The 13,620-nt window shown below is 63.6% G+C and carries 12 protein-coding genes; 7 read left to right on the top strand and 5 right to left on the bottom strand.

Annotated elements, in window-relative coordinates:
* Window positions 1–114: 114 nt before the first annotated feature.
* On the top strand, window positions 115–954 hold the full coding sequence (locus JM946_RS16175; RefSeq protein ID WP_203168378.1) for a 5'-3' exonuclease: 840 nt from the start codon (window positions 115–117) through the stop codon (window positions 952–954).
* Here JM946_RS16175 and JM946_RS16170 read toward each other — a convergent pair.
* Window positions 943–2,589, bottom strand: a complete 1,647-nt coding sequence (locus JM946_RS16170; protein WP_203168377.1) for a tetratricopeptide repeat protein — start codon at window positions 2,587–2,589, stop codon at window positions 943–945. The two genes, JM946_RS16175 and JM946_RS16170, sit on opposite strands and share 12 nt — an antisense overlap.
* 234 nt (window positions 2,590–2,823) lie before the next feature.
* On the opposite strand from JM946_RS16170, the gene JM946_RS31295 reads away from it, so the two are divergent.
* The 4 genes from JM946_RS31295 (at window position 2,824) to JM946_RS16150 (ending at window position 6,592) form a co-directional block, all read left to right on the top strand.
* Window positions 2,824–4,584 (top strand): methyl-accepting chemotaxis protein, encoded by a 1,761-nt coding sequence (locus tag JM946_RS31295; RefSeq protein WP_322110942.1) that lies wholly within the window; start codon window positions 2,824–2,826, stop codon window positions 4,582–4,584.
* A 113-nt stretch (window positions 4,585–4,697) separates the two neighbouring features.
* Window positions 4,698–5,132, top strand: coding sequence for a hypothetical protein (locus tag JM946_RS16160; RefSeq protein ID WP_218042894.1), 435 nt, complete (start codon window positions 4,698–4,700; stop codon window positions 5,130–5,132).
* Window positions 5,132–5,740: a TetR/AcrR family transcriptional regulator gene (locus JM946_RS16155; protein ID WP_203168375.1), complete on the top strand. Its 609-nt coding sequence runs from the start codon at window positions 5,132–5,134 to the stop codon at window positions 5,738–5,740. The genes JM946_RS16160 and JM946_RS16155 overlap by 1 nt, the downstream gene beginning before the upstream one ends.
* A 78-nt stretch (window positions 5,741–5,818) precedes the next feature.
* Window positions 5,819–6,592 (top strand): ThuA domain-containing protein, encoded by a 774-nt coding sequence (locus JM946_RS16150; RefSeq protein ID WP_203168374.1) that lies wholly within the window; start codon window positions 5,819–5,821, stop codon window positions 6,590–6,592.
* On the opposite strand, the gene JM946_RS16145 is transcribed toward JM946_RS16150, so the two are convergent.
* Both JM946_RS16145 and JM946_RS16140 read right to left on the bottom strand, forming a co-directional pair.
* Entirely contained in the window at window positions 6,579–7,961 is a 1,383-nt protein-coding gene (locus JM946_RS16145; protein ID WP_203168373.1) for an APC family permease, read from the bottom strand. The genes JM946_RS16150 and JM946_RS16145 overlap by 14 nt on opposite strands.
* Complete coding sequence (locus JM946_RS16140) at window positions 7,958–8,851, bottom strand: class I SAM-dependent methyltransferase (protein ID WP_203168372.1); 894 nt, start codon at window positions 8,849–8,851, stop codon at window positions 7,958–7,960. Before JM946_RS16140 ends, JM946_RS16145 begins: the two co-directional genes overlap by 4 nt.
* A 245-nt stretch (window positions 8,852–9,096) precedes the next feature.
* Here JM946_RS16140 and JM946_RS16135 point away from each other — a divergent pair, with 245 nt between their 5' ends.
* Together JM946_RS16135 and JM946_RS16130 are read left to right on the top strand one after the other, a co-directional pair.
* Window positions 9,097–9,552, top strand: coding sequence for a (2Fe-2S)-binding protein (locus JM946_RS16135; protein WP_203168371.1), 456 nt, complete (start codon window positions 9,097–9,099; stop codon window positions 9,550–9,552).
* Entirely contained in the window at window positions 9,549–11,753 is a 2,205-nt protein-coding gene (locus JM946_RS16130; protein ID WP_203168370.1) for a xanthine dehydrogenase family protein molybdopterin-binding subunit, read from the top strand. The genes JM946_RS16135 and JM946_RS16130 overlap by 4 nt, the downstream gene beginning before the upstream one ends.
* A gap of 76 nt (window positions 11,754–11,829) precedes the next feature.
* On the opposite strand, the gene JM946_RS16125 is transcribed toward JM946_RS16130, so the two are convergent.
* Both JM946_RS16125 and JM946_RS16120 read right to left on the bottom strand, forming a co-directional pair.
* On the bottom strand, window positions 11,830–12,327 hold the full coding sequence (locus JM946_RS16125; protein ID WP_203168369.1) for a DUF4112 domain-containing protein: 498 nt from the start codon (window positions 12,325–12,327) through the stop codon (window positions 11,830–11,832).
* Between the two features lie 70 nt (window positions 12,328–12,397).
* On the bottom strand, window positions 12,398–13,561 hold the full coding sequence (locus JM946_RS16120; RefSeq protein ID WP_203168368.1) for a PilT/PilU family type 4a pilus ATPase: 1,164 nt from the start codon (window positions 13,559–13,561) through the stop codon (window positions 12,398–12,400).
* Window positions 13,562–13,620 lie beyond the last annotated feature (59 nt).

Genomic DNA, 13,620 nt, shown 5'->3' with positions numbered 1-13,620 from the left:
GCGATCACCGCCGCTTCTTGCCCGCGAGCGGGCAAATGATCGGATCGCGCAGACGTGGCGACGGGATCGGGCGCGCATGTCAGACTACTCCTCCAATCCTCCACAGGCGCGCGCATGATCATTCACCTGGTCGACGGCACGTACGAGTTGTTTCGTCATTTCTATGGCTTGCGCCGATTCAACAAGGGCCAGGACAAGCCGCTCGGCGCCGCCAATGGCGTGCTGCACACGGTGCTGGAGCTGATCGAGCAAGGCGCAACTCACCTCGGCGTGGCCACCGATCACGTGATCGAATCTTTCAGAAACGAGCTGTGGCCCGGCTACAAGACCGGCGATGGCATCGAGCCGGCGCTGTGGGCACAGTTCCACCCGCTCGAGCAGGCATTGAAGGCGATGGGCGTGGCGACCTGGCCAATGGTGGAGCTCGAGGCGGACGATGCGCTCGCCTCGGCCGCGCACCTCGCCGCTCGCGATGAGCGCGTTCAGAAAGTTTGCATCTGGACGCCGGACAAGGATCTCGCCCAGTGCGTGCGCGAAGATCGAATCGTGCAGATGGATCGCAAGAGCAAGCAGATGCGCAATGCGCAGGGGGTGCAGGAGAAGTTCGGCGTGCCGCCGGCGCTGATTCCGGATTTTCTCGCGCTGGTCGGCGATGCGGCGGATGGTTATCCCGGGCTCGAAGGCATTGGCAAGGTGAGCGCCGCGCGTCTGCTCAATAAACATGGACCGATCGAAGCCTTCCCCGCCGGCTCGCTCGGCGAGCGGTACGAGCTCGCGTTGTTGTTCAAGCGGCTGGCCACGCTGCGCACCGATGCGCCGTTGTTTGATAGCGTCGACGCGCTCGAATGGCGCGGACCGACGCCCGAGTTCGCAACTTATGCGGAGCAATCGGGCGATGCGCGATTGTTGGATCGCGTTCGAAAGGCGGCGGCGAAGCTCGGCTCAGGGAAGTGAACCCGCAGCGACGTATCGGCGAGCTTCTTTGACTTGAGGCCGCGATGAATCAGGCGCCGCCACGTCGAGCAACTCCGCATAGAAGGCGCGCGCCTGGGTCGAGTCCCCGGATTTTCGTGCCGCCTCGGCAGCGCCAAGCAGGCTGTTGAAGCGCCGGGGGAAGGATTTCAGCGAGCTCTGATAGGCGCTGAGCGCCTCGGCCGGCTTGTTCTGCTCGCTGAGCAAATCTCCCAGTTGCTCCAAGGCAGGCAGCGTTGGACCTGGCGTCACGGCATGCTTCGGCGTCGCTCGCTCGAGCTCCGCCGCCTCACGCATGATCTCGACGCTCCGCGCGGATTGGCCGTGCGCGTGCGTAGACCAGGCCGTCAGCTCCAGGTGCAGGACCTTGATGCTTCGAGCAAACAAATCTTCGCCGGCGCGACGCGCGACGCCTTCGAGTTCAGCGAGACGTTGGATCGCGCGCGCCGCCTCCTGCTTGTTTCCAAGGCGGGCGGCGCCGAGTCCGCGAGCGAACTGCGCGATGGCTTCGGCCCACATGTAACGATCCCAGTCGAGCCAGGCCGGCGTGCGCGGTTGGATCTTCATCGCTTCGTTCCATGCACGGCGCTCCAGGGCGTAGCGAGCCTGCGTGGAGGCTAGATGAAACGCGGTTTTGAATGTCGGCTCCATGCGCTGCGTGCTTTGCAACCGGCTGAGTTGTTCGGCAGCGTGCGTGTCCGCGCCCTGTTGCAAGTAGGCATACATCAGATATTCGATCGCGTGAGCGAATTCATCCCAGACCAGCTCGCCCCGCTCACCCGCCGGGTGCAGCAACGAGGCGTCGGCGGCCCGCAGATTCCCCTTGATGACGCGGCTCCAGTCGCCCAAGCGCGTATAGATATGAGTGGGCATGTGTAGTGCGTGGGGATTGTTGGGCGCGATGGCGTCGTACTTTCGCGTGACCTCCAACAACTCGCGTTCGCGACCGGGCACATCGTTGGCGTGCACCAGATAGTGCATGGCGCCCGGATGATCCGGCTGCTTCTCATACACCTTCAGCAGGATTTCGGCGGCCTGGTCGGCGTGCTCGCGAGAGCTGGCGGTCGGTGGCGCGGTTGCAAGATGTGACAGCGCGTAGAACAGCGCTGCTTCGTCATCGCCGGGCAGGACTTCGTAAGCTTGCCTGGAAGCAACGGCCCAGCGATGAATGCGCACCCAATATTCGTGCGAGTCGGGCTCGGTAAAGAACGCTTCGGCCGCCGCGATGAACCGCCGCTCGCGCCCACTCGCCTGTAACGCCTTGGCTTTCCGCACCTCCTCCCAACCCCGCGCCAATGCCGCCGCGTTCGGGCGCGTCGGCCAGAGCGGCTGAAACAAGGTCATGGCAACGCCCCAATGCGCCATGGCGCAGGCCGGCTCGATCTCGATGGTTCTCTCGAATGCTTCTCGCGCTTGCGGATAAGTCATGTGATGAAGCAGCGCCATCGCCTGATTGAACTGCGCCTGCGCCGGCGGTGAGCACGAGATCGGAAACTCCACTTTGCCCAGCGCATGCTGCTCATGCTCGGCGGCGAGCGCCGGCGACGCCTGCATCGCCCAGGCCACCATCATCGTGCCCAGCAACGGCACCGCCAGGTCTTGCCGAACGCTGCTCATATTCGCTCCCACGCCTACCCGCGCCGTGACTTTGCCGACAGCCTGGACGCTTCTTCGGCGGCTTGCAATGGCCCGATGGGGGGCAGTCGCAAGGCGCCGCTCAGACCGACCATGAATCTGCGGAAAGTGACTTGCACGTTGAGAATTCCTGGGGGCGGCGCGCCACCATCCGCGCCGTTTGGATCGTGTCCATTGCCGCGTTCCAGTCGTGTCCTTCCCCGAGTAATGCTGATCATGCAGAAGTTGAGCGTCAAAGCACGCCTGTTCCTGACCCTGGGTCTGATGGCTGCCGCCATGGTGGTGGTGGGGCTGTTGGGCCAACGCGCACTGAGCAATTCCAGTGCCCAGATGGAGGAGATCTATCGCGATCGACTGCTGGCCGCGAATTACATACACAGGCTCGCCGCCTCTCGCCGCGACAGTGTCCGCGCCATCGACGTAGCGCTGATGACCGGCGATGCAGAGTCCTTCCGCCAATACGAAGAAGTCCAGAAAAACGCCACCAAGACGGTGGATGAGCTGTGGGCCAAGTACAAGGCGACCAAAGCGGACGCCGAAGAAGAAGCCCTCGCGGACGAATTCATGCAGCTGGGCGAGAAGTATCGCGAGGTGCGCAAGCGCACGGTCGATACGCTCAGGTCCGGCGATCTGGAAGGCGCCCGCCGGATGCGCGTCGCAGAGTTGCACCCGGCGATTGAAAACATGGTGGGCGCCGGCGACGAGCTGTCCGCTCATCAAGAAAAGATGGCCGAGGCTGCCAACGCAGCCAGCGCCGCCGCGAACCGCCGCGCGATGCTCATCTCCTGGTTGGCGATGGCGATTGCCGGAGGCATGGGGGCCGTGCTCGGCATGATGCTGATCCGCTCGATGATGAGCTCGCTGAAATCCGCGGTCGACACCGCCGAGCGCATTGCTCGCGGCCAACTCGGCAATCGCATCGACATCAGCACGCAAGACGAGTTCGGCCGGCTGTTGCGCGCCATGCAGGACATGGACAACAAGTTGAGCGACATCGTGGGCTCGGTGCGAATGGGCGCCGACTCGGTGGGCTCGGCGGCCCGTCAGCTCTCCAGTGGCAATGACGACCTGAGCCAGCGCACGCAGGAACAGGCCTCGGCGCTCGAAGAAACCGCTTCCTCCATGGAAGAGATGACCGCCACGGTGAAACAAAACGCCGATAACGCCCGTCAGGCCAGTCAGCTCGCCGTCGGCGCGCGTGAACAGGCCGACCGCGGCGGCAACGTGGTGGGCCGCGCGGTCAGCGCCATGGGCGAGATCAACGAGTCGAGCAAGCGCATCGCCGATATCATCGACGTGATCGATGAGATCGCGTTCCAGACCAACCTGCTCGCCTTGAACGCCGCGGTGGAAGCGGCGCGCGCGGGTGAACAGGGTCGCGGCTTCGCCGTGGTGGCCACTGAAGTGCGCGCCCTCGCGCAGCGAAGCGCGACGGCCGCGAAAGAAATCAAAGATCTCATCAATGATTCGGTGGGCAAGGTCAAAGCCGGCACCGAGCTGGTGGATGAGTCCGGCAAGTCGCTCAACGAGATCGTCGCGAGCGTCAAGCGCGTGGCGGATATCGTGGCCGAGATTTCAGCGGCGAGCGAAGAGCAAGCCAGCGGCATCGATCAGGTGAACACCGCGGTGACCCAGATGGACACCACGACGCAGCAGAACGCCGCGTTGGTGGAACAGGCGTCCGCGGCGAGCAAGGCGATGGAACAGCAGGCGCAGCTGCTGGTCGACAAGGTGTCGTTCTTCTCCGTCAGCGGCGCCAGCTATCAAGCGCCGACGCCTGCGACGTTCACCTCGAATGTTTCCTCCGCCCCGCGCGCCACGGTGCGCAAGCTGTCGGCTCGCAAGCCCGCAGCGAAAGCGGCGTGGTCGAGCCCAGCTCCTGTGGAGCAGCGCCAGCGCGTCCAAGCGCCCGCTGCGTTCGGACATCCTGTCCATCATAAGGCCAGCGGCGACGACTCGAGCTGGCAGGAGTTCTAATCGATCACGGCCCGTGGCGCGTCCACGCACCACGGGCCGCCCCGATCGCGCCAAATGCGATCCATTCGCACTTGGCTTGACTACTGACTGACCGCCAGTCATTATTTGGCGGCATGACACAGCATGACGTGAGTCAATGGCCCCTGGTGGTTTCCATCATCGATGGCGCCAGGAAAGCAGAGGATCTGCGCGATGTCGCGGCCCGCTGGCGCGACTGGCTGTCTTGGAACGAGCCGTTCGCCGCCCTGCAGATCTTTCCCAATGGCGACCGCGCCCTGCTCGCCGAGCGCGACCGATGGTTGCATTGGTGGCTCGAGGGTCAGCGACGAGCGATTCGTTGCAATGTCATGGGACTTGCCTCCGTCATCCCCGCCGCTCAGTTCCACAAGGTGCCTCAGATCGGCACGCACTCGGTGTTCGGCGTGCCTGCCGGCACGTTCGCTTCGGTGAGCACCGCTCTGTGCTGGCTCGAAGCGCGTGCGTTCCGCCCGCACGAGCTCGTGATCAACCGACCGGCCATCGAAGCCAATCTCGCTGGTGTCGCTTAGTGACGGCGCCAGCCAGAGCGCGGGGCCGGCCCCGCACCAAGCCAGCGGAGTTGCGTCGTGAGGAGTTGCTGGATGCGGCTCAACGGCTGTTTCTCGCCAAGGGCATCGCCGGCACCAGCATCGACGACATCGTGAGCGCGGCGCACGTGGCCAAAGGCACGTTCTATCTCTACTTCGCTTCCAAGGAAGCCATCCTCACCGCGCTCCAGGAACGCTTCGTCAACGACTTCTGCGCCCGGCTCGACGCTGCGATGGAGCGCTGCGGCCCGAATCGATGGCGCGCGCGCCTGCAGGTCTGGGTGAAGACCATCATCGAGGGTTATCTCGATCAGGTCGCGCTGCATGACGTGATCTTCCACGAGATCGAGCACTACGACCGCAAGGCCATGAGCCACAACCCCGCGGTCGATCAACTCACCGATCTGTTGACCGAGGGCGCAAAGCACGGCGCGTGGAAGGCTGAACACCCCCGCTCCACCGCCGTCATGTTGTTTCATGCGTTCCACGGCGGCGTCGACGCCGCCATCGCCGACAACTCCAAGATCAATCGCGCCCGTTTGACGCGCATGGTGACTACCTTTGTCGAGCGCGCGCTCGAGGTGCACTAGGAGCGACCGACGAGGGGACTTCCAGCGACGGATGCGATCGAGCAAGATGCTCGCCGTCGCCTCGCACACGGTCGTTCCATGAAACAGTTGCAGATTGGCTTGAGCTTGTTGGCTGGTGTACTGGGTTGCTCGATCGCGCCGGGCGCGATGGCGCAGCAGTTCAGCGTCGCGGTCTACAGCAGGACCGGGGGCTGGCATCACGAATCGATCCTGGAGGCGGTCAGTGCGATTCGCGAGCTGGGCAAGCTGCATCACTTCGAGGTCTTCTGGACCGAAGATCCCAATCGTTTGTTCAAGCACGACCTGCTCGCCAGGCACGCGGCGGTGATCTTCGCGCTGACCACGGGCGACGTGCTCAACGACGAACAGCAAGCGATCTTCCAGCGCTATATCCGCAACGGCGGCGGCTTCGTCGGCGTGCATAGCGCGGCCGATACCGAGTATCAATGGCCCTGGTACAACAAGATGCTAGGCCATATGTTCGTCCGCCACCCCGCCATTCAGACCGCGACCGTCAAGGTCGAGAGCCGCGACTTTCCCGGCATGGAGCGCTTCGCCCCACGCTTCCTTGCCACCGAGGAATGGTATGAATTCGATGCGTCCCGCTCGCCGGATCTGAAATATCTGTTGTCGGTCGACGAATCGACGTATCAGACTTCGGAGCAACGGCGCGCGGAAGCGAAGAAAGCGCCTTTCCATCCGATCAGCTGGTATCAAAGCTACGATGGCGGGCGTGCTTTCTACACCGCCTTGGGACATTTGCCCGCCACCTACTCCGATCAACAGTTCCTGCACCACCTGTACGGCGGCATCTACTGGGCCGCCACCGGCAAAGGCCTCAAGACGCCCTGAGAGTGCGAGCTCGGATGGCCAGCAACACCAGCGCACCGCTGATCATCACCACCAGTGCGACGTAGCTGGCGTTTTGCGACTGGGCATACGTGACGCTGGAATAAAGCAGATACGCGCAGGTCGCAACGAACACCAGCGGCAGAAACGGATACCAGGGCACGCGAAACGGCCGAGGACGTTCGGGATCTCGGCGCCGCAAGACCAGCAACGCGATGCCACTCAGCATGAAAAAGAACCAGAACACCGGCGCGGTGAACTCCACCATGGTGGAGAACCCGTCCTTCTCCAGCGCGCCGAACACGATTAACGCGAGCGCGATTGCGGCCTGAACCATGAAGCCCACCGTGGGCGCATGCCGCTCGCCTTGCCACTGCCCCATGAAGCGCAGCGTCGGCCAATCCCGAGCCACCGAGTAGTTGCTGCGCGCACCGACGATCATGGTCGAGTTCATCGAGGTGAGCGCGGCAATCGCGACGATCACGCCGATCAGTTGCCCGCCCGTCGAGCCGAATGCGCGCTCGATCACATCCACGCCCACCGCCTGACTTGCCTTCAGCTGCTCGAAGCCCAGACCGTGCAATATGCCGAACACGAAAACGAGATACGCGAGCGTGATGACGCCGATGGAAATCACCAGCGTCCGCACCACCGCACGCGGGCCACCCCGCACTTCGGCCGACACATAAGCCGCCTCGTTCCAGCCGCCGAAGGTGAGCAGCACGAACACCATCGCCAGGCCGAACGCGCCCGAGCCTTCGGAAGCCATCGCAGTGGTCGCAGGCGCGACCGGTTCCAGTGTCATTCCGGCGACGGCGACCAGCAGCACGCCGGTGATCTCGAGCAACGTCAGGATGTTCTGCAAACGCGACGAGCCGCGCAGCCCGACCAGATTGATCAGCGTCAGCACGACGACCGCGAGCGCTGCATACAGGGCCGAGGAATATGGCCCCAGACTGAACAGTCGCGACAGGTAATCGCCCAGGATGAAACCCAGCAACGCAATCGAGCCGGTGCAGATCACCATGCTGCGCGCCCAGGCAAACAGGAAACTCACGTTCCGACCGTAGGCGCGAGTCAGAAACGTATAGTCGCCGCCTGCGCTCGGATAAGTCGTCGCAAGCTCTGCATACGTGAGCGCGCCGACCAAGGACAGCACGCCGCCCAACACCCACGCCACGAGCATCGAGGTCGGCGAGCCGGCGATGCCGGCCACCAGCGACGGCGTCTGGAAGATGCCCGCGCCGATCACGATGCCGACCGTGATCATGGTGGCATCGAACACGCTCAACGTCGGGGTGGGGACGCCCTGCTCTGGCCAACTGCTCGCAATCTCCGGCGCGCCCCGCTCCCGTTCGAACGTGGTGCTCATGAGCTACGGCGGGCGCCTATGTAGGTGGACGTCTTATCGTTGCGCGTGACTTCGGCTTCGATCCGGTCGCCTTTGAGCTCTCCTTTCAGGCGCGTGTGCACGTCGCCTTCGGAGAACATCAACTCGATCTGCGAGCCTCGCATCTCGCCGCTGGTGATTTCCTGTTTCGCTGTGCCAGCGGTGCCGCTCAGCTTCTGGAACGCCTGCGCGAGCTCCACCTCGAAGCTGTCCTTGCCGCCCTGCTGTTGGAAGGTCCACTTGCCGGACACGTCCGCCGGAACGATCCAGAGATAGGCGGCGCCGTCGGTGGAGACCGAGCTCTCATCCGGCCGCCAGTCGTCCATCAGAAAAGAATGCGACACCACGCGCGTGCCCGGCTTCATCTTCAGAAGCGTCGGGCGCAGCCGCAGATTCAGCTCGGGCAACAGATACAGCGTGACCACGGTGGCCTTGCTGAAATCGGTCTCGAAGATATCGCCCTGGATGACGTTGACGCGCTCGCCGACGCCTTCGGCGCGGACCATGCATTGGGCGAGCCGGGCCATGTCCGGGTTGTATTCGACGCCGACCGCGCGTGCGCCGAACTGTTTGGCCGCCGCGATGGCGATCTTGCCGTCGCCGGCGCCCAGGTCATACACCAGATCGTTTTTGCCGACCTGCGCCATCTCCAGCATGCGGGTCACCAACCCATCGTTGGTCGGCACCCACACCACGTCCTTGCCCGGCTGGCCGGTGCTGGGCTTGAATGTTTTCTCGCACTCTTCGCGTGCGTTCTGCGCGCTCGCCGCCGGGCTGCTTTGGGCCAGGACGCTGGCGGCGCAGGTCAGCAGCAGGCCCAGACTGCCGGCGCTCACCCACGACTGAACACGATGTCGATTCGACGTTGGCATGGCTCTCCTCCCCGTGAGCTGATCGTGGAAAACGCATCTGCAGATAAGAAAGTTCACCGACAGTCGCGTCAGCGATCGACTATTTGGGCGCGTCAATTGCGCATCGCCGGGTCGGGCGGGCCGTTCACCGCTTGTCCGTACTTTGCGCAGCCGGATCAAAACCAGGAACCCCCTTGATGCACAGGCGTCCTTGTACGCCAGCCATCAGCAGGCCCGTTCGGCTTCCGGTCCTGTGGGAGATCTGTATGCCCGCCCTCACCGTCAATGGCAAATCCCATTCTGTGGATGTCGCGCCCGACACGCCACTGCTGTGGGCTTTGCGAGATGTCATCGGACTGACCGGCACCAAGTTCGGCTGCGGCATCGCCGCCTGCGGAGCGTGCACAGTGCACGTCGACGGTCAGCCGATGCGTTCCTGCGTGACCCCGGTGCAAGCCGTCATCGGCAAGCAGATCGTGACCATTGAAGCGATCGAGCAGGATCCGGTCGGGCGCCGGGTGCAAGCAGCCTGGCGCGAACTGGATGTCGTTCAGTGCGGCTACTGCCAGTCGGGACAGATCATGGCTGCGACGGCGCTGCTCGCCGCCACGCCCCGCCCGTCCGATGCGGACATCGATGCCGCGATGGCCGGCAATCTCTGCCGATGCGGCACTTATGGGCGCATCCGCTCGGCCATCAAACGCGCCGCGGAGCGAACATGAGCACGCAACTGCAGGCCTCTCGGCGCACGTTCTTACAAGCTGGCGGTGGACTGTTGCTCGGCTTCACCTTGCCGGGCTTCGGCGCTGAAGAGCAAAAGCGCAACGAGAAGCCGCCGGAAGCCGCGGTCGGACAGGCCACTCGAAACATGACCCAGGAGTCCTCGGGCCTCGAGCCGAACGCGTTCATTCGCATCGATCGCGCCGGCGCGGTCACGCTCATCATTCACAAAGTGGAAATGGGCCAGGGCACGTTCACTTCGCTGCCCATGCTGCTGGCCGAGGAACTCGAAGTCGATCTGGCGCAGGTGAAGCTGGAACAGGCGCCGGCGGACAACGAACGCTACGGCGATCCGTTGCTGGGCGGCCAGGTGACCGGCGGCAGCACTTCGATCCGCGCCAGCTGGAAGCCGTTACGGCAAGCAGGCGCGACCGCACGCACCATGCTGGTCGCGGCAGCGGCCCAACAATGGCAGGTCGAACCGTCCACCTGCACGGCTCGTAACGGCGTGATCACCCATCAAGCCAGCGGTCGAACTCTCAACTACGGCGATGTCGTGGACGCCGCAGCCAAAATGCGTGCGCCCAAGGATGTCCCCCTCAAACAACCCAAAGATTTCAAACTGATCGGCAAGCCGCTCAAGCGTCTGGACTCGCCCGACAAGGTGAACGGCCAGGCCGTGTTCGGCATCGATGTGAGATTGCCGAACATGAGCGTCGCGAGTGTGGCCATCACGCCGGTGCCGGGCGGCAAGTTGCAATCGGCCGACGACAAGAAGGCGCTCGCCGTCAAAGGCGTGCGTCAGGTCATCAAGCTGGACCATGCCATAGCGGTGCTCGCCGATCACATGGGCGCGGCCAAGCAGGGCCTGGCGGCCGCCGCGCCGACCTGGAACGACGGCCCCAACGCGACGCTCACCACGCAGACCCTGGTCGCGGGGCTGCGCACTGCCTCGGAAAAACAAGGCGCCGTGGCTCGCAACGATGGCAAGGCGCAGGAGGCCATCGCCCGCGCGCCTCGCAAGGTCGAAGCCGTTTATGAGATGCCCTATCTCGCGCACGCCACGATGGAGCCGATGAATTGCACGGTCGACCTGCGCAGCGGCCTGTGCGAGCTGTGGGTCGGCACGCAGGTGCCTGCGCTGGCGCAAGGCATTGCCGCCAAGCTCACCGGGCTGCCGCTCGACAAAGTGCGAGTTCACAATCATTACCTGGGCGGCGGCTTCGGACGGCGGCTGGAGGTCGACTTCATCGGGCTGGCGGTGGAGTTCGCCAAACAGGCGCGCGGTCCCGTGAAATTCATCTACTCGCGCGAGGAAGACATCCAGCACGACATGTATCGGCCCTACTATCTCGATCGAATCTCGGCGGGCCTCGACGACAAATCCATTCCGGTGGCCTGGTTCCACCGCATCACCGGCTCATCCATCATGGCTCGATTCGCGCCGGCCGCCGTGCAAGACGGCATCGATAGCGACGCTGTCGAAGGCGCGAAGGATCAGCCCTACGAGATTCCCAATGTACGCGTCGAATACGTGCGGCACGAATCGCCGGTGGCGACCGCCTTCTGGCGGGGCGTCGGCGCGACTCACAATATCTGGGTGGTGGAAAGTTTTATCGATGAGCTCGCGGCCACCGCCAAGCAGGATCCACTTGTGTACCGACAGCAGCTGCTGAAGAACAATCCTCGCATGCTCGCGGTTCTCAACCTTGCCGCCGAAAAAGCTGGTTGGTCGCAACCGCCTCGCTCGGTCGAAGGCAAGCGCGTGGGACGGGGCATCTCGGTGCAGTTCGCCTTCGGCAGCTACATGAGCCAGGTAGCGGATGTTTCGGTAAGCCCGGAAGGCGAAGTCCAGGTGCATCGAGTGGTGTGCGCTGTCGACTGTGGCCAGGTGATCAACCCGGACACGGTGGTGGCGCAGATGGAAAGCGGCGTGAACTTCGGCCTGTCGGCGGCGCTATGGAACGAGATCACCTTCGAGAAGGGCCGCGTGCAACAGAACAACTTCACCGACTACCGCGTAATGCGCATCAACGAAGCGCCGACCATCGAAGTGCATATCGTCAAGAGCAACGATGCCCCGGGAGGCGTCGGCGAGCCCGGCACGTCGGCCATTGCGCCGGCACTGACCAACGCGATCTTCGCCGCCACGGGCAAGCGATTGCGCAAGCTGCCCGTGGCTGCGACCTCGTTGAAAGCGTGAGTTCACGGGCGCTGCCACGCCGTTGGAAACAAACGCGCAAGGCGTCGACGTGCGATTGGTTTGATCCGATCTGCGCTTAGAACAGTTGTGCGATGCCGAGAATGATCAGCACCGGAATCGCAATCATCAGCACGACCAGCAACGCCAGCAGCAAAGAGAAGCCGACCACGAACAGGCGACTGCCGCGGCGACTGCCGACCGGGTCGAGCTGATATTGCGCGAGCAATGCCAGATTGCGACTGTTGGCTTTGAAGGCGGCGTCGAACAGATCGCCTGCGAACGGAATGGCGCCGATGGCTGTCTCGATCATCACATTGCTCATCATCCGCAGCAGCACGCTGCGCGGCGCGCCCATGCTGCGCGCCTCGTTGATGATGAAAGCGGAGATCAGCGCGCCGATGGCGTCGCCCACGCCGGGCACCAGGCCGATGATCGCATCCACGCCAATCCGAAACCCGCCCGGCAGCGGGATCGAATTATCCATCAGCCAGGCGATCGTGCGCAGCCGCTGGGCGCGCTCGCTGTTGTCGGCGCTGCGATTCGGAGATATCACTGTACCGGTGACCGTTCTCATGTCCAGTTGGAACGCGCTCCCGGTGGGTTGGTTCCTTGCGGACCAGCCCGATCTCCGGCCAGGCCGGCGGCTAGGCGGCCGCGGCGTCGTCCTTCTTCTCGGGGGCGGCCGGCTCGAGCGACAGCGTTTCGCTCGCCTGTACGCGGCCGTTGAGCTTGATGTTAAGACGCAGCTCGTTGGCGGAATCGGCGTTCTTGATGGCCTCGTCGAAAGTGATCGCGCCTTCGTTGTACAGCTCGAACAGCGAGGCGTCGAAGGTGCGCATGCCGAGCTCCTGAGACTTGGCCATGATGGCCTTGATCTCGTGGAATTCTCCCTTGAGCAGCTTGTCGGAGATGATGGGCGTGTTCAGCAGGATCTCCACTGCCGCGCGCCGGCCTTTGCCATCGGCCGTGCGCACCAGTCGCTGAGAGATGATGGCGCGCAAGTTGCTGGACAGATCCATCAGCAGCTGCTTGCGCCGGTCCTCGGAAAAGAAATTGATGATGCGATCGAGCGTCTGGTTGGCGCTGTTCGAATGCAGCGTGCCCAGGCACAGATGACCGGTCTCGGCGAACGTGATGGCGTGCTCCATCGTTTCCGTATCGCGAATCTCGCCGATCAAAATCACGTCCGGCGCCTGTCGCAGCGTGTTCTTCAGCGCGTTGTGCCAGGAGTGCGTATCGATGCCGACCTCGCGGTGGGTGATCAGTGACTGGCGCGACTGATGCACGAACTCCACCGGATCCTCGACAGTGACGATGTGGCCGGCCGAGGTGCGATTGCGGTGATCGATCATCGCGGCCAGGGTCGTGGACTTGCCGGAGCCGGTCGCGCCCACCACCAGCACCAGACCGCGCTTGGTCATGATGATGTCCTTGAGCGTGTCGGGCAGGCCAAGCTTGGCCAGATCGGGGATGTCGTTGGCGATGGTGCGGATCACCATGCCGACGTTCTGCTGCTGAACGAACACGTTGACGCGAAAGCGCGCCACGCCCGGCACGGACATGGCGAAGTTGCATTCCAGATCGCGGGCGAATTCTTCGCGCTGCCGCTCGTTCATCAGCGAATGCGCCAGCGCGCGCGTCACCTCGCCGGTGAGCTTCTGCTGGGTCATGGGCTTCATCGCGCCCTGCAGCTTCATGGAGGGCGGAAAGTCTTTGGAGACGAACAGATCCGAGCCGCCGGCCTGGCTCATGGCCGTCAGCAGCTTGACGATGTACGACCTGGCTTGCTCTTCCGTTAGTGCGCCCATGGTGGCTCTCGGCAGCATTGCAAACGGCGATGCTAGCCAAGTCGGGCGCAAAAAGATGA

The organism is Steroidobacter gossypii (genome assembly GCF_016801985.1).
In the GTDB taxonomy this organism is placed as follows: Bacteria; Pseudomonadota; Gammaproteobacteria; order Steroidobacterales; family Steroidobacteraceae; genus Steroidobacter; species Steroidobacter gossypii.
Note: the sequence above shows the minus strand (reverse complement) of the source record. Positions and strands in the feature narration are given on the sequence as shown.